The organism is Rubidibacter lacunae KORDI 51-2 (assembly GCF_000473895.1).
Classification (GTDB): domain Bacteria; phylum Cyanobacteriota; class Cyanobacteriia; order Cyanobacteriales; family Rubidibacteraceae; genus Rubidibacter; species Rubidibacter lacunae.
In genome coordinates, this window is the sequence record NZ_ASSJ01000008.1 from 1 (window position 1) to 17,289 (window position 17,289).

A 17,289-nucleotide genomic window follows, 5' to 3' on the forward strand; every position below is an offset into this window, starting at 1 on the left:
CCCTAGATAGAACTCGAGATAGCGCCAGCGGCCTAGTTTCTCCTCGATGTTATTGCCGAAGATCCACAAAAACAGCATGTTGCCGCCAACGTGAGCGAAGCCGCCATGGAGGAACTGGGACGTCACAAGGGTTAGGATTTCCGGGACGGGCTGACCGCTGTCGACCCCCTGCAAACTAGCAGTTAATTCGCGCGGAACGATTGCGTAGAGGTGGAAGAAGTCCACCAGTGCTTGCTGCGTAGGCAAACTAATTTCGTAGATAAAAACACCCAGATTCGCCAGGATCAGCGCGTAGGTGACATACGGAGTGATGCGAACTGGGTTGCGATCGCGGATCGGCAAAAACACGGTTATCGATGTCCTTCGAATGAGTACTCGGCAGGGCGAATCCAGCGGCAATCGCGCTGCGGGTGCGACAGCAGCCCTCCCGTACATTCGCTCGGAGTGAATTAACAACGTATCTGACAAACTGCATTTATAAAGAGAGCGAGGAGCTTCCCGCACTCGACGGAAAAAAGCTCCTCGCTGAACGATGCTGGTTTTTAGCTGCGACGGCATCTTGTCTGCCGCCACCTATAACGAAGTTACTCGATGACCAGCTTGCCGACCATGCCGGCACCGCGGTGCGGTTGGCAGTAGAACTGATAGGTTCCAGCAGTCGCATCGGCAGGGATAGAGATCGTGTGGGAATCGCCAGGTGCGAACAGCAGTTTAGATTGGGACAGCTTGTCAGCCAGGGCTGCGTCTGCCGAGCCGGGGCCGTCGAAGACCACGTTGTGGGGAGCGAGGTTGTTCATCTTGAAGACCACCGTGTCGCCCGGCTTCACCGTAACCGTCTCCGGTTGGTACTTGAGCTGACCGCTGTCCGCTCCCATCTTCACAGTGTAGGTTGCGGCAGAAGCGGGAGCGATCGCAACCGTCCAGCTCAGTGCGACGAGCAGGACGACCGACAGTAATGCGCCCAGGGCGCGTGCAAACTTAGCAGGTACTTGCATGATTCTTTCCTTACAAATCTCCGAATTGATTCAGCAATGCGGGTGAGAATACCGCTGATATTAAGGTTAATTCCCTTAATATTCTAAGGGAAGGGGGACTCAAAGCTAAAACCCTCATTAAATTTAAATTTCGCGTGCCCTCCTGGGTTAACTAACGCGGTCAAGCCGGTGCTTTGCCGTCTACGTTATCTGCGATCGCTATATCCTGACGTGTTTGGGGACCAAGAGCAGACGTGCGGCCTTGGCAAAATTGCTCTGTGGCATAGCACGGTTGCCGAACCAGCTATTACGCTATACGCCAACGCGATTCGTCGGTAGCTGCATCGGCTATTAAGGCAGGTCGAACAAGCGACCGTCTGGCAAATTGCTGACGGCACGTTGCAGGGCAGCCAGCGATCGATTGTAGTTGATGATGGCGTCGAGCAAATTCCCTCGCGCGTCGGTGAGAGCGGTCTGGGAATTGATTACGTCCGTTTGCGTGCCGACGCCGGCTTGGAAGCGCAAGCGTGCCAGTCGCAAGCTTTCCTCTGCTTGCTCGACTCCCAGCCGGGCAGTATCGATGTTTTCTTTATTGGCTTCAAGGTTGAAGTACGCCGTCTCAACCTCAACGCGAATGTCGTTGCGAACATCCTCGAACTGGGTTTGATTCGCCAGGATGCTGACATCCTCTTGACGTGCTTGAGATTGGGCTGCGCCGCCGTCGTAAATTGTCCAGGACATCTGCGCGCCGACCGTGATACCGTCCCCGCCATTCACCCCGTCGCCGAATTCTTCAAGCACATCGCCCCGGGCAAACGCTGCAAATTGAGGGCGAACGGCAGCCAGAGCAATACGACGATCTTGCTCGTCAACATTGATATCCGTAATCTCGCGCTGTAGCTCGGCGCGATTGCGGAAGGCCAGAACGATTGTCTCTTCGAGCGGTAATGTCCACTCGCCTGCCTCCTCGGGCGGCCCTTCAACTGTAGTCACTTCAACTTGTTCGCCGACGTTAAGAACATCGGCGAGCTCTCGGCGAGCCGTTTGTTGTGCTGCGCGAGCGTTGCGCAAATCTTGCTCGGCATTGGAGAGTTCTACCTCTGCTTGTAAGACGCTGAAGCGAGTACCGAGACCAGCTTGTTCGAGCAACTGTGCGTCTCGCAAACTTTGTGTTGCGTCTTCAACCGCTGCGGCTTCGATCAAGACATCCGTATCGGCTTCCTGAACCTCGTAATAGGAGTTAGTTACATCCAGGCGCAACTGCTCGGCGGCGATTTCCACATCGAGCTGGCTTTGCAAGACAAGTTCCTCAGCACGGCGAATGGTCGCCGTCCGCGACCCCGACGTAAAGATGTCGTAATCTACTCTTATGTTGGCATCGAGTGAAGACGTGACCTCATCGCTTTCAGGCAAAAACGGTCCTCGCCGCTGATTGGCTATCTCAGCACCCGCGGAATCAACGCGGCTTATGTTGATTTGAGTCGAAACATCGGGGAACTCGGCTGCCCGAGCCTCCCGCAGAAAAAGCCTAGCAGCTTCTAGATTTTGGCGGGCAACGCGCAGATCGGTATTGTTCTGACGCGCAATCTCGATCGCCTGATCTAGCGTAATCCTTTGATAAGTCTGAATCTCGACTTCTTCAGACTCAGTCGGAAAGAGTAAAGGGTTGCCATTTGGTTGCAGCGATTCAGTCGTAGCCGAAACGGGTGCAAAATCCGGCTGCGGCACGTTGATAACCTGGCCGGGGTCCTCGAAACCGGAATCTTCACCCGATTGCCCTTGCAACTCGGCAGGTAGTTCGGTCTCAATGCCCTCCATCACTTCAACGGGGATTCCATCGGCTGAGTCTATTTCGGGCGAAGGAGGGGCCGGCACTTGGGCGCGATCCCCAAGCTCGTCGATGGTCAAATCAAAAACAGGTGATTCCGTCGGCAGCGATTCGGCTAGCGGCACGTGTTCGCCGTTGGATGCGGCAGGAGCGATGTTTGTTTCCGTACTCGCCACCTCGTCGCGATTGCCGACTGGAACGACCTCCTGTGCATAAACAGGCATGCTGCCGAGGACTGCTGCTACACCAACACCAACACTCACACCAAACCAATTGGGACAAGCAATCATAGACTCTGCTTCCGTCAAGTCTGGGCAGGGAATGTCCGTTATTCTACCCCCGTACATTCGAAACGATTGTGACATCCCGCGCCCGGAAATGCTAGTCCCGATAGCGAGCTCGAGAACATTCGGTACGGTCGCACGGGTAAGGTAACTGATTGGGAGTAGCAAATTGCAGCAAATAAGGGCAGCCGAAGCGTCAGACCGGGCGATCGCGAACCGAAATGCTCCCCACTTGCTGCTAACTCCTTGCTGGCGGCCATTCCAGACACGCATCGATCAGTCCGGTAACGCCCACCACTGGGTGAATGGGGATGCTCAGTTGCTCGCCGAGGTCGTCGACGGTCATATCGTCGAGAAAACGGGGTTCGTCGTACTTGAGCATCAGCGATGGTAGCAGCACGCCGTCACCCAAGTCGCGATCGCCCAGTGCTGCAAGCAGGTCGCTGCCCGTTAGCAAGCCCGTGACGGTAATGTCCTGTCCCCAATAAGCGCTGTGAGTTGCCACCAAGTCTACCGTCAGCCCGTCCACGGCATTGAGCAAGCGTGCTAAGGGTGCGAAGGCAACCTCTACGGCGTTTCCCACAACCCACGTTAGACGGCGCGGCGGAGTCACGCATGCGGGTAAAGTGTCTGCGGCAATCGCGCGAAACTCCTGCAAGAACTGCCGGATCGATCCGACACCGTTGCCGATTTGCGGATAGTCCTCGTAATGTGCTGTCGGTGGCAAGTCTCGTCGTGCGACCGTAAACCATTCGTCCGCCAGCCACGCAAATGTAGACCCGAAACGCGAACGGAACTCGGTTTGTAGCGGCTGGACGAGGTCGATAACATCGGCGGCTACGGACGGCGTCACCGGGACCAATTCGTCTAGGGTGGTGCGGAAGCGCGTCAAGCCCACCGGCACGATCGCAACCGAGGCAACAGCTGGTACTTCACCGCTACCAAACCGTGCTAAATCTCGTAGCGTGCGTTCCAGATGCTGCCCATCATTAAGCCTCGGACAGACCACCACCTGCGCGTGGATCTGCAAGCGGCGTTCCTGGAACCACTCCAATTGCTCCAAAATCCTTGCGGCGCGTGGATTATTCAGCAAGCGCGATCGCAGCTCTGGCTCGGTAGCGTGGACGGAGACATACAGAGGCGACAGGCGCAGCTGCTCGATACGCTGCCACTCGCGCGGCGGCAGGTTGGTTAGCGTCAGGTAGCTCCCGTACAGAAAACTCAAGCGATAGTCGTCGTCCTTAAAGTACAAGCTTTCGCGCTTGCCCGGCGGCTGTTGGTCGATGAAACAGAACGGACAGCGGTTATTGCACTGAATCAACCCGTCGAACAACGCAGTTTCGAACTCTAGACCCAAGTCTTCGTCGTAATCCTTCTCGATCTCGATGCGATGTGCCGTGCCCGCAACGTCGATCGCGTCGATCTCCAACATTTCTCCCGCGCACAGGAACTGGTAGTCGATCAGGTCGCGCGGCTGCCGACCGGCGATCGCAACGATCGCGTCGCCGGGTTCGAATCCGATTTCCGCCGCAATCGAGTTGGGGATGACCCGCGCAATCCGTGCGGGTTGCGATGTTGTCAATTTTGTTGCCGGTTCTGTCGCAGCACTCATGGAAATATTTGCAGCGTGCGAGCGCGTACTAAGTGCGTACTAGAGGAGACTCCCGAACGATATCCCCAGTTGGGTTGGGACGAGCTGCACGCGCTGTAGCACCAGTATTTGAGGACTCTTTCCCAGGCTCAACCTAACACAAGTCAAACGGCATAATGTTTGCCCTGGCGACCGGCACTGCGAGGCAGTGAGCCGGTTTGGTTCTGGGCTTCAAGCCCAGTGTTGCTTACTGACACGTCTGCAATTATTGTCACCGCATCAACAAAAAAATGTTGATTTTCCGCACCTGTTCATGTCATCGCCCAAAAGAGCTTTGAAAATCGTTCAGGTACCGATAGGCTACAGAATTCAATATCAAACAAGCAGTCTTTGTTGTTTCGGACTGTGAGATTGTCTCTAGAAGGTCATAGGCGATCGCGTGACTTCGCACGAGTTGGCGCGAGGTAAACATCTGAGGTTTCAACGGAACCAGAAGGCAAGACCCCTGTCAACGCCGGCCAGCTCTATTTTTAACTCGAGAAAAATTATTTAGTTGGTTCAATTGAGCCCAGTTGACTGGGTACCTTCTTCTATTGGAGGGAGAGTTCGGGGTTGGGCAGACCGAAGATACATGATGAACCAGGTTGATTTGCTAAATGTCCAGGTCGACAATCTTACGCAAACAGAGCTATTGGAGGGGTTACGGGCGGGTGGTTTTGTCGTCACGCCAAATGTCGATCACCTCAGCAAACTACAACGCGACCCCGAGTTTTACCGGATTTATCGCGACGCGACTTATCGCGTCTGTGACAGCCAAATTTTGATGTACGCCTCTCGATGGTTGGGAACGCCGCTGCGAGAGAAAATTTCTGGATCGGATCTGCTTCCAGCATTTTGCCAGCATTACCGCAACGATCCCGGTACACGCGTGTTCCTATTAGGCGGTGCCCCAGGTGTTGCGGAGCAGGCACGGGCGCGTCTGAACACTCTTGCCGGTCGCGAGGTGGTTGTCGGGACGCACGCGCCATCATTCGGCTTCGAGCAAGATGAGTCTGAGTGCCAGAGCGTCCTCAATATCGTGCAGCGCTCCGGAGCGAATGTATTGGTGCTTGCATTGGGAACGCCCAAGCAAGAGCTCTGGTTCGGGCGCTACCAACAGCAGTTGCCGACGATCTCAAGCGTCCTAGCAGTTGGCGCGGCTGTGGACTTTGCCGCCGGGCAATCGATGCGCGCGCCGCGCTGGATGAGTTATACCGGGCTGGAGTGGTTGCATCGCCTATGGCAAGAGCCACGCCGCCTGTGGCGGCGCTACCTCCTCGATGACGTGCCGGTATTGTGGTTGCTGACACTTCAGAGGTTCGGTCGTTACCGCGTGCCGCAATGGATGTTGGCACCAGAGGAAGTTGAACTAGCAATTGCTACTCCTGGTTTAGAAACGCCGCCCCAAGTCAATGCATCCAGCGATCCATCTTGAAGAGCCTGCCTCGGAGTCGGTTCGTGCCGAGCGCGACTCGATATGTCGATCGGTTTCGTCCGCCGACTTTGGAATAGGTGTTGCTTATGCTCCTCACCATGGGAGCGTTTGAGCATGAAGCCGGAATCACGGAGGAGGGGCAGGTAAATGGTTTTGGATGGGTCAAAGACTTCGATTAAGTCGCTCCCATGGTTCTGGATTACAAGACAGATGGTCGTTAGCCTAAGACTTACCGCTGCTGGCTCGGACAGCGTCGCAGTGGTGACTGAGCGTCGGGCTTACTGAAACCAACTCCTGTGCCAGCTACACGAACGGGCTGAGCGCCACCTGAGCCTATGGTGCCTTAGAAAAAACTGTGGAGACTAGTTAAGTGCTAGCCTTCTAGCCTGGATTATTCATGAACTCTTATGCTGAGACCCTAAACCTCTTGCCGTGCATGGCTTGCAGATTTTTCGCTCAATGACAGTGCGTTTCTATACACGTAGATTGGAGCATAGTCAGAGCAAGGGTTTGAGGCTTTGTCAAATTTTCGTGAATAATCAAGGCTAGGCGCGTGTAACTGGACCCGGTCATGCCAATTATTCAGAGCATTAGTATTGCTGAAAGCACCTGCTTGTGTGACATCCGAGATACTGATACGGGTTTCTAGAGTGATTTCGTTCATCGCGGTGTAGAAGCTCGAGTTTATGGTTGGCTTTCTCAAACGCAGACGCTGGTTAGCCACGCTGGCATTGCTCTCGTTGGTCGTTGCCGGTCTTTACGTTATTCCTGAGGGGATGCTGCTTGGCATAGCCCTAGTGCTGGCCGTCCCTTGTACGACCATTGCAGTTGAGTGTTCTGCCGCACTGGCAGCATCCAGAAGCGGTCATCCGCGCGAGGAAAATGCTCCGGACGAAGACGAAGACAAGTCAGACCTACGCTACACCGTCATCGTTCCGGCTCACAATGAAGCAACTATCATTGAGAGGACCTTAGCGGAGCTGCCAGTTGGGGCTACTCTGGTCATTGCCGATAATTGCACGGATAGCACTGCCGAGATTGCTCGCAATGCGGGTTTTCAGGTACTCGAACGACACAGCACCGACACCAGAGGTAAAGGCTTTGCCATTGAATATGGATTGCGTTATCTGGAGTCCGATCCGCCAGAGGCGATCGTTATTATTGATGCAGACTGCCGTGTAGCTCCGGGAGCGATCGCGCAAATTGCCCGCCGTGCTCTTGCAACCAAGCGACCCGTTCAATCTTTGTACTTACTCGACTCCCCAGCTTCCCCGTCTCCAACAGCTGCGGTGTCAGCGTTCGCTTTTCTAGTTAAAAACCGCATACGCCCTATGGGCTTGGCATTCCTGGGACTTCCCTGTTTGCTCCAAGGTTCGGGAATGGCCTTTCCCTGGGAATCGTTTGCTAAAGCGCGGCTTGTTGGCAATTGCATAGTTGAAGATATTCAATTTGGTATCGATCTGGCGATCGCTGGGACCAGTCCGCTATTTTGCTCCCAGGCCCGCGTCACCGGTCTGCTACCGAGCACCGGTGCAGCTGCTCAATCTCAGCGAACGCGTTGGGAGCACGGCCACATGCAGACCATCCTGACCCAGTCCCCGCGCCTGCTTCGGGCTGCCATAACCCAGCGGCGGTTGGATTTGCTCGCTTTAGCCCTGGAAGTCAGCGTGCCGCCGCTGTCGTTGCTGGGGTTGCTGTGGGCAGCAGGCTTAGGATTGGCGATCGCGGGCGGATTTTGGCTGAAATTCTGGCTCCCCGCAGTCCTGTTAGGGGCCCAAGGCGTGCTGATGGGCGTTGCGGTTTTAAGTACTTGGGCTCAGTTCGGTCGCGATCGCCTCCCTCTACGAACTTTATTGAGCCTACCGCTGTATCTGTTCTGGAAGGTGCCTTTGTATCTAAGCTTCGTCTTCACGCCCCAACAGCAATGGATCCGCACCCCGCGCGATCGCGAAGTGGAAAACCGATAAATACTAGTGCAGAAAGGCTCGGAGCGTTCAGGAGGCAGTCTGCGTGGCAATCGTCGGTTATTTGATCAATCAGTACCCCAAAATCAGCCACAGTTTTATTCGGCGCGAGATCCTAGCATTGGAAGCCCAGGGTCTAGTGGTGCTTCGATTTGCGATTCGCGCCTCTGCAGACGCACTCGTCGATCCGGCCGATCTTGATGAAGCTAGCAAAACTCGATACCTGCTTGCAGAGGCAGGTTTACTAGGTTTATTAGCGGCGTCGGTTCGGGAGTTGCTGGTCCGACCGCCACACTGGTTGGCAGCACTATACTTGGCGATCTCGCTCGGCATCAGATCGGAGCGTGGCTTGGTTTACCACCTGGCCTACTTTGCCGAAGCCTGCGTGTTGCGACGCTGGTTTGCGATAGCAGGAGTTGAGTGCGTCCACGCCCATTTCGGGACTAATTCGGCAACAGTGGCAATGCTCTGCCAGAGCCTGGGCGGTCCGACGTTTAGTTTCACCGTCCACGGACCGGAGGAGTTCGACAAGGTCGAGGGTATCGCTCTCCGGGAGAAACTAAAACGAGCAGCCTTTGTCGTGTCAATCAGTCACTTCGGCAAAAGCCAACTGCAGCGTTGGTGCGTGCCCGACTGCTGGTCGCGCATCCACGTCGTGCGCTGCGGCGTCGATCGCGCGTTTTTGGAAGCTCCAGAGCGTCCGATGCCAACAGCGTTCGAACTGGTCTGTGTCGGTCGGCTGAGCGAACAAAAAGGTCATTTCGCTCTCATTGAGGCTGTCGACAAAGTCGTCGCTCGAGGGTGGACGCCCCATATAATACTCGTTGGCGATGGAGAGCTGCGCCCGTCTGTCGAGGCAGAGATCGCGCGGCGGGGCCTGCAAGGTAATTTCGAAATGATTGGCTGGGCTAGCAATGCCGAGGTACGCGATCGGATTCTGGCAGCGCGGGCATTAGTTTTACCTAGCTTCGCTGAAGGGTTGCCGGTAGTGCTGATGGAAGCACTGGCGCTAGGGCGTCCGGCGATCGCAACCTACATTGCAGGCATACCCGAATTGGTGCAACCTAGCATTAACGGTTGGTTAGTTCCGGCCGGCGATACCGAAGCTTTAGCAGCAGCCATAGAAGAAGTGCTGGCAGCGACACCAAAGCACCTCACCACAATGGGACTCAACGGTGTGCAGCGAGTACGCCAGTACCACGATTGCCATTACGAAGCTGTCAAACTCGCCCGCTTATTTGCGACTTGTTGTCCCCAGCGCGAACGCTAGCTGGGCGGCTAACCAAGTCTTATTCGGGTCGTATCTAATCTTCAGAGTCCGAGGGGGCGACCTAATGCACTTGTTGCGGTCGGATGAGGTAACCGCAGCGATGCTCGCCGTTGTTGAGCCACTGGGTGCGCTCTACGGTACAGTCGGGCAAAATTGCCCCGAACATTTTCAGTTCGTGACCGCAGACCGTTGGATATGACTCCGCTACGTTGGCGATCGCGCAGTTGAACTCCACGAGCAAAAAACCTTGGCCGTCTTCAGCCGCATGCCACTCTGCCATGTAGCCTTCTTCTCGGCGCAGGCGCACTAAATGCTCGACGCGATCGCGAACGCTGCCCTCACCGATGCGCTGGCGATAGAGCGCGGCCTTGCGTTCCCACTGCCTCTGAAGCACGGCCCGCACGCTATCCTCGCCAGCGGTTTCGGCCAGCGCGTCCAAGAAATCCACGGCAAACTCCCCGTGACGGTCGGGTAGAAGCGCGCGACCCCGGCGGCCGATCTCATAGACATGCTGGGGCCGGCCGACGCCAGCCTGCTCGGAGCGATACTGGAGCGAGCCGTCAGTCGTCAGTTCTTTCAGATGGCGGCGAATCGCTTGCGGGCTCACGGACAAAGCCGCAGCCAGCTCGGCGGCGGTTGCTTGTCCGTGCTTGAGCACGTATTCCAGGATGCTTTGCTTCGTATTCGATTTCGTCGGGAGCGACGCAGCAGGTTCGGTTGTAGATTCTGCAGCAGTCTGCGCGGAGGTCTGCCCGAGGGTCGTCATGCTGGCTGCTCCAGTGCGCGAGCGCTTCGTTGGGGCCGACCGAGAATCACGGTCTGACCTATGATTGGGGAGGTTTGACAACATCTTTGTTGTTAATGTAGCCTAAAATAGGTTAAACAACAAACAGATTGTTTAACTTGCTACTACCAGATCGTGCGGGCTCCAGTTTCTGCCCCCACGCCGGGACCATTGCGCGCCCGGTTAAACTGCTGCCAATGCATCTGGGTCGCCGACTGCAGAAATATCCCGAGAATCCTAACCGCACGAGCAACGCCGATGACTGCAACTACTGCGAGAACTCTGGTCGATCGCCCCTACAAATACGGCTTCGTGACCGACATTGAATCGGACCGACTCCCTCCGGGTCTTGACGAGGAGGTCGTCCGCGCGATTTCGGCTAAGAAAGAGGAGCCGGACTTTCTACTAGAGTTTCGTCTGAAAGCGTTTCGGAAGTGGCAGAAGATGACGGAGCCCAAGTGGTTCCACGCGACCTACCCGCCCATCGACTACCAAGCAATTAGCTACTACTCCGCACCCAAGACGCAAGGCAAGACGTTAGCAAGCCTGGACGAAGTCGACCCGGCTCTGCTCGAAACCTTTGAAAAGCTCGGGATACCGCTGTCGGAACAGAAGCGGCTGAGTAACGTTGCCGTGGATGCTGTTTTCGACAGCGTTTCAATCGCCACAACGTTCAAGGAGAAGCTTGCGAAGGAAGGGGTCGTTTTTTGCTCGATCGCCGAAGCCGTCCGCGAGCATCCCGAACTCATCGAGCGTTACCTGGGTAGCGTCGTCCCCGCTGGCGACAACTACTTTGCTGCCCTAAATTCCGCCGTATTCAGCGATGGTTCGTTTGTTTACATTCCTAAAGGCGTTACCAGCCCGATGGAACTATCGACGTACTTCCGCATCAACAGCGGCGATACCGGTCAGTTCGAGCGCACGTTGATCGTTGCAGATGACGACAGCTACGTCAGCTACCTCGAAGGCTGTACTGCGCCGATGTACGACACCAATCAGCTTCACGCTGCAGTTGTCGAACTGGTCGCGCTCGATCGTGCTGAAATTAAGTACTCGACCGTTCAGAATTGGTATGCGGGCGATGCCGAGGGCAAAGGCGGGATCTATAACTTCGTGACCAAGCGCGGCAAGTGCCAAGGCGTACGGTCGAAGATTTCTTGGACGCAGGTCGAAACGGGGTCGGCCATTACGCTCAAATACCCGAGCTGCGTCCTCGTTGGCGACGATTCCGCCGGCGAATTTTATTCGATCGCCTTGACAAACAACCTACAGCAAGCCGACACCGGTACGAAGATGGTGCACGTCGGTAAGAACACCAAAAGCACCATCATTTCCAAGGGAATTTCTGCCGGGCACTCGACCAACAGCTATCGCGGCTTGGTGAAGATGGGACCCAAGGCCGTCGGGGCGCGCAACTACTCACAGTGTGATTCGATGCTGATCGGCGATAATGCCGAGGCCAATACGTTCCCTTACATCCAATCCGATACCGATCGCGCCAAAGTAGAGCACGAGGCAACGACGGCGAAAATTGGCGAGGACCAGCTTTTCTACTTCGCCCAGCGCGGCATTTCTGAGGAGGCTGCGGTGTCGATGCTCGTGAGCGGATTTTGTCGAGACGTGTTCAATCAGCTGCCGATGGAATTTGCGGCAGAAGCCGATAAGTTGCTGAGCCTCAAGCTTGAAAATTCGGTCGGCTGAGGAGATTTGCAGTCGCGCGGGGTTCGACTGCCACAGAAGCAGGGTTTGGGATCTGGCGATTGCTGGATCGATGCAGAAAATTAAGGGCGAGAGCGATGATTCGAGACGGAAGTGAGGTCATTCTATCGGTACGCGACCTCAGTGCGAGTATCGACGACAAGCAGATCCTCAAGAAGTTGGATCTAACCGTTAAAGCCGGAGAGATCCACGCCATCATGGGGCGTAACGGTTCGGGTAAGAGCACGTTTTCGAAAGTCCTGGCCGGGCATCCGAGTTACCAGGTAACGGGCGGCGAGATCGAGTTCTGTGGAGCAAGTGCGCTCGATTTAGAGCCAAACGAGCGTGCCCTGGCAGGCATCTTCTTGGCGTTTCAGTATCCAATTGAAGTTCCGGGTGTCAGCAACCTCGACTTTCTGAGAACTGCTTACAATGCCCTGCGCAAGCATCGCGGGCAGGACGAGCTCGATCCGTTTGACTTTGAAGACCTTGTCGAGGAAAAGCTTGAGGTCGTCCGTATGGACCCGAGCTTCCTAGAGCGCAGTCTCAACGAAGGTTTCTCGGGCGGTGAGAAGAAACGCAACGAAATCCTGCAGATGGCGCTGCTCGAACCCAAGCTTGCCATTCTCGACGAAACGGATTCGGGACTGGATATCGATGCATTGAAGATCGTTGCCAGTGGCGTCAACCAACTGGCGACGCCGGACAACGCAACCGTCCTGATCACGCACTATCAACGTTTGTTGAATTACATCGAACCCGACTACGTACACGTAATGTACGAGGGTCGCATCGTCAAGAGTGGTGGCAAAGAGCTGGCATTGGAACTCGAAGAACGCGGCTACGACTGGCTGGACGTTCAAGTCTCGGCGGAGGCGATCGCATGAGCGTGCGAACATCAAACGCGATCGCTTCCGAGAATCGTTCGGTGAGCGGAACCGCAATCGAGACGAGTGGCGACTTGACGCCGTTGCTGCAGCAGTGCCGGAGCGAACTAGTTGCTCCCACCGATGAAGTCGATACGTGGTTGCGTCAGTGGCGCGGCGAAGCCTGCGCACGCTTGACTGCCGCACGGATGCCGACGCGGCAGGACGAAGAGTGGCGGTTCACGGACCTGTCACCGTTGTTCGAGCTTGACGTCCAACAATCTGCAGAATTGGTTGATGTCGTTGCCAAAGATATCGAGGCGATGACTTTACCGGATACAGCCGGCAGCCGCTTGGTCTTTGTGAATGGATTCTTCGCGGCACACCTGTCCGACACGAGTGCGCTGCCGGACGGGGTCTTTGCGGGCAATCTCGCGCAGCTGGGCGCGGAAAAGGCCGCCCGCTTGCCGGACTATCTCGGCCGGCAGGAAGGTCGTCAAGAGGTTTTCACTGCTCTCAATGAAGCCGGGATTGCTGACCTAGCCGTTGTTTGGGTAGAGCCCAACGTCGTTGTCGAGCACCCGATTCAGCTATTGTTCTTGGCAGCTCCAGGCGAGCGATCGCTCTTGATTCAGCCGCGATCGCTTGTCGTTGCCGGTCGCAGTTCGAGCGTGCAGATTGTCGAGCAGTTTGCAACGCTCGCAGACAATGCCAACAGTTCCTATTGGACGAATAGCGTTTCTGAGTTTTGGCTGGACGCCAACGCGCAGATCGCACACACGCGCTGCCAGTTGGAATCTGCCTCGGCGGCAATTCACATCGGTCGCACGGCCGTCGGACAAGCGCGTGACAGTCGCTACACCTGCAACGCGCTCGATGTCGGCGCGCGTCTGTCCCGTCACAATCTCGATGTTTACGTGGAGGGCGAGCAGGCCGACACGCGGCTGAACGGGCTATCTCTGGCGGACGACAACCGCCTGACCGATACTCACAGTGCCATTTACCTGCGCGCGCCACACTGCACGAGCAATCAACTGCACAAATGCATCGCCGGCGATCGCGCCCATGCCGTTTTCAACGGCAAAGTATTCGTGCCGAAGATCGCGCAACTCACCGATGCCGCTCAGCTCAACCGCAATTTGATGCTGTCGCCGAAGGCGCGGATCGATACCAAACCGCAGCTGCAGATCGTGGCGGACAATGTGAAGTGCTCCCATGGCGCGACAGTCGGTCAACTCGAGCCGGACGAAATCTTCTATCTGCGCAGTCGCGGATTGGACGAAGCCGCTGCGCGAAATTTGTTGGTTGCAGCCTTTGCAGCCGAAGTTATCGACCGCATTCCGATCGCCCGACTGCGCGATCGCTTAGCTGCTCATGTTGCCAGCGCGTTCCTGACTTGACAGGCGCATCGCGGCTCCGGGCTGGAGACGCGATCGCCCTAGTCCGTGGGTGTGTGATACGCCAACCGTTCCCGACTGCTAGTGAAGCTTTGTCGCTATGACTCTCACTCAGAACAAGCCTCTTGCTGCTGAAGTCCGCGCCGATTTCCCGATTCTCAACCAGGAGATCCACGGCAACCCGCTGATTTATTTCGACAACGCGGCAACTTCTCAAAAGCCAGTCGCCGTGCTGAATGCTTTACGCGACTATTACGAAAACGACAACGCCAACGTGCATCGCGGCGCGCACGCATTAAGCGCGCGGGCAACTGAGAAGTACGAGGCCGCTCGCGATAAGGTTGCGGCTTTTGTCAATTCAGCATCGCGCAACGAGATTGTCTTCACGCGCAACGCGAGCGAAGCCATCAACCTCGTTGCCCATACCTGGGGGGCGAGCAATCTACAAGCCGGTGACGAGATCGTCCTGTCGGTAATGGAACACCACAGTAACCTCGTGCCCTGGCAGATGCTGGCAAAGCGGACGGGTGCCGTACTCAAGTACGTCGAATTGACGCCTGACGAAACGTTCGATTTCGATGGGTATCGCGCGCTTGTCTCAGATAAAACCAAGCTCGTCGCGATCGTCCACGTGTCAAATACGCTCGGCTGTATCAATCCGGCTGCGGAGATTATCGCGATCGCCCACCGTTATGGCGCGAAGGTTCTGCTCGATGCCTGCCAGAGCGTGCCGCACATGCCCATCGACGTCCGGGCACTCGACTGCGACTGGTTGGTGGCCAGCGGTCACAAAATGTGCGCGTCGACCGGAATCGGCTTCCTCTACGGCAAGCTCGCGTTACTAGAGTCGATGCCGCCGTTCCTCGGCGGGGGCGAAATGATCGGCGAGGTCTTTCTCGATCGCTTCACAACGGCCGAACTCCCCCACAAGTTCGAGGCCGGCACGCCGGCGATCGGTGAGGCGATCGCTTTGGGAGCGGCAGTTGATTATCTGAGCGATCTTGGCATGGATCGCATACATGCTTATGAGGAAGAACTAACCACACATTTGTTCGCCAAGCTGCGGACGCTGCCCGAAGTGCGGATTTACGGTCCCCAACCAGCCGCAAATGGCTGCGATCGCGCTGCCCTGGCTTCATTTAACGTAACCGGAGCGCATGCCAGCGACCTCGCAACGTTGCTCGATCGAGACGGGATCGCAATTCGCTCGGGGCACCACTGCACGCAGCCGCTGCACCGGATTCTGGGTGCGTCGGGCTCGGCCCGCGCGAGCTTGTATTTTTACAACACGCACGCAGAAATCGACACCTTTGCTGCTGCCTTGTGCGAAACGATCGATTTCTTCTCGAGCGCCCTAAATAACTGAGCCAATCGTCATAAATTGGTTTGGCGAGGCGGTTGGAGAAGATGGAACCCGAGGTCGAGGTGCGCTCAGCAGTTTCCAGGCGCTTGCAAACGTTCGCGCAAAGGACGTGGATGCATCAGGTTTGGCGACTGCACTCTGAGCCAACCCTGCCCGAGCGATCGCCATGACGGCTGGAACCCTTGGAAACGCAAAAATTTATTACTTACGAGGTTTTGCACGTCCTGAGACTTGCATGCTGGGTAGAAGGGGCAGACTTGCCCAGGACCCGAGTTAGTGTGAAGTCAAACGCTGAATCAAACACCGGCTCGAAGCTAGGCACACAGCTGCATTGTCATTTTCGGAGTTCGATTACCCTCTCTGCGTAAATTGAGATCGCCTCCAGTTGATGTCCTCACCCCGGATGCTGCATAGCTGCAGGATTCCCCAACAAAACGACGATCGTTAGTGAATTTTTATCAAGGACCATTATTTATAAAGTGAGGTATCGGTCCGGGGATTGTTAACGGCTGTAGAAGTCGGCATCCCCATTGATAGCAGCGAGGATAGATGGACCAGTTATTTTCTATCTGCTCGACTGCTAAGTGCTAAAACGCGATCGCGTAGGATTGGAGTGAGTCAATCTTCTTCTCACTACCACGAAATCTTTTCCAATTCTCCATGGCTTTTCTGCACGTGCCTTCTGGTTGGCAACTCCCCGAGCGAGCCGTAACCTCTGAAACCGTTTACTTCAACCGCCGCCGTTTCCTCAAGGGAGTTGTCGGCGCGAGCATTGGCGCAACCACCGTTTCCCTTGTCGGTTGCCAAAAGAACTCCAAAGCCCAATCGGCACTCCAGATGACCCTGGATTTGCCGGAGATCGAACCCCTAAGCACCAACCCCGCCTTTGCTCAAGTAGATCGCCCCGTAACAGATCGCCTGCTGGCCGGTCAGTATAACAACTTTTATGAATTTGGCGGCAACAAAAGTATTTGGCCCCAGGCACAAAACCTGCCGACCGATCCTTGGGCGGTAGAAGTGACTGGCTTGGTTCGGAAACCGCGCACGTTCGACCTCGACGACCTGAAACGCGAGTTTCCAGTCGAGGAGCGTATTTACCGTTTCCGCTGCGTCGAAGCGTGGTCGATGGTGTTGCCTTGGGTCGGCATCCCAATGCGAGCGCTCGTTGCTGCCGTCGAGCCGACTGCCAACGCAAAATACGTTCGCTTTACATCGTTGTACGACCCTGAAACTATGCCCGGACCGGGATTCCACCTGGGCTCTTTGCCTTGGCCTTACACAGAAGGGCTGACCCTCGACGAGATGAATTCAGAAGTAGCGTTCCTCGCGATCGGTATTTACGGTCGAGAGTTGCCCAAACAGCATGGAGCACCAGTACGCGCAGTGCTGCCCTGGAAGTACGGATTCAAAGGAGGGAAGTCAATCGTCAAGATCGAGTTTCTGGCCGAGCAACCGGCAACCTACTGGAATACGCTCGCTCCCAATGAGTATGGTTTCATCGCCAACGTCAACCCGACGAAGCCCCATCCGCGCTGGTCGCAAGCAACCGAAAAATTCATCAGTACCGGTCCCGACTTGTCCTGGGATATCGTGGAAACGCTGCCATTTAATGGCTACGGCGAATACGTCGCACACCTCTACCCATAACGCGATCGCGATCGACGCCACCAAGAGCCTCCGCTCGGTTTAGCGCTGCTGGGGCTCCCACAGTATGCTCATTTGCATAGGGCATTCGAGACTAGCTTTTGCTCGATCGAAGCGTAAGGTTGAATATCTAATGCCTTGTGGACGCCTGG

General features: G+C 56.0%; 13 protein-coding genes. 8 read left to right on the top strand and 5 right to left on the bottom strand.

The features are described from left to right. The 4 genes from KR51_RS02265 to KR51_RS02280 form a co-directional block, all read right to left on the bottom strand. On the bottom strand, positions 1-348 hold a 348-nt coding region (locus KR51_RS02265), incomplete at its 3' end, for a rhomboid family intramembrane serine protease (protein ID WP_022604414.1). A 236-nt stretch (positions 349-584) separates the two neighbouring features. Beyond that, on the bottom strand, positions 585-995 hold the full coding sequence (gene petE / locus KR51_RS02270; RefSeq protein WP_022604415.1) for a plastocyanin: 411 nt from the start codon (positions 993-995) through the stop codon (positions 585-587). A 330-nt stretch (positions 996-1,325) separates the two neighbouring features. Then, positions 1,326-3,092 (bottom strand): TolC family protein, encoded by a 1,767-nt coding sequence (locus KR51_RS02275; RefSeq protein ID WP_040654851.1) that lies wholly within the window; start codon positions 3,090-3,092, stop codon positions 1,326-1,328. Positions 3,093-3,324: 232 nt separating this feature from the next. Next, positions 3,325-4,698: a TIGR03279 family radical SAM protein gene (locus tag KR51_RS02280; RefSeq protein ID WP_022604417.1), complete on the bottom strand. Its 1,374-nt coding sequence runs from the start codon at positions 4,696-4,698 to the stop codon at positions 3,325-3,327. 610 nt (positions 4,699-5,308) lie between these two features. Here KR51_RS02280 and KR51_RS02285 point away from each other — a divergent pair. The 3 genes from KR51_RS02285 to KR51_RS02295 all read left to right on the top strand — a co-directional run bounded on the left by KR51_RS02285 (position 5,309) and on the right by KR51_RS02295 (position 9,385). After that, positions 5,309-6,151, top strand: a complete 843-nt coding sequence (locus KR51_RS02285; protein WP_022604418.1) for a WecB/TagA/CpsF family glycosyltransferase — start codon at positions 5,309-5,311, stop codon at positions 6,149-6,151. A gap of 686 nt (positions 6,152-6,837) precedes the next feature. Beyond that, entirely contained in the window at positions 6,838-8,118 is a 1,281-nt protein-coding gene (locus KR51_RS02290) for a glycosyltransferase family 2 protein (protein WP_022604419.1), read from the top strand. A 43-nt stretch (positions 8,119-8,161) separates the two neighbouring features. Further along, on the top strand, positions 8,162-9,385 hold the full coding sequence (locus KR51_RS02295) for a glycosyltransferase (protein ID WP_022604420.1): 1,224 nt from the start codon (positions 8,162-8,164) through the stop codon (positions 9,383-9,385). A gap of 61 nt (positions 9,386-9,446) precedes the next feature. On the opposite strand, the gene sufR is transcribed toward KR51_RS02295, so the two are convergent. Further along, positions 9,447-10,151 (bottom strand): iron-sulfur cluster biosynthesis transcriptional regulator SufR, encoded by a 705-nt coding sequence (sufR, locus tag KR51_RS02300; protein WP_022604421.1) that lies wholly within the window; start codon positions 10,149-10,151, stop codon positions 9,447-9,449. Between the two features lie 276 nt (positions 10,152-10,427). Here sufR and sufB point away from each other — a divergent pair, with 276 nt between their 5' ends. The 5 genes from sufB to msrP all read left to right on the top strand — a co-directional run bounded on the left by sufB (position 10,428) and on the right by msrP (position 17,140). Further along, positions 10,428-11,870 carry a Fe-S cluster assembly protein SufB gene (gene sufB, locus KR51_RS02305; protein ID WP_022604423.1) on the top strand — a complete coding sequence of 481 codons (1,443 nt, stop codon included), beginning with the start codon at positions 10,428-10,430 and terminating at the stop codon, positions 11,868-11,870. Between the two features lie 95 nt (positions 11,871-11,965). After that, entirely contained in the window at positions 11,966-12,754 is a 789-nt protein-coding gene (gene sufC / locus KR51_RS02310; protein WP_022604425.1) for a Fe-S cluster assembly ATPase SufC, read from the top strand. Further along, positions 12,751-14,133: a Fe-S cluster assembly protein SufD gene (gene sufD / locus KR51_RS02315; protein WP_022604427.1), complete on the top strand. Its 1,383-nt coding sequence runs from the start codon at positions 12,751-12,753 to the stop codon at positions 14,131-14,133. The genes sufC and sufD overlap by 4 nt, the downstream gene beginning before the upstream one ends. Before the next feature lie 97 nt (positions 14,134-14,230). Beyond that, entirely contained in the window at positions 14,231-15,496 is a 1,266-nt protein-coding gene (locus KR51_RS02320) for a SufS family cysteine desulfurase (protein ID WP_022604430.1), read from the top strand. Positions 15,497-16,153: 657 nt separating this feature from the next. After that, a complete protein-coding gene (gene msrP / locus KR51_RS02325) occupies positions 16,154-17,140 on the top strand; it encodes a protein-methionine-sulfoxide reductase catalytic subunit MsrP (protein WP_022604431.1) in 987 nt (328 codons plus the stop codon). Positions 17,141-17,289: the final 149 nt, after the last annotated feature.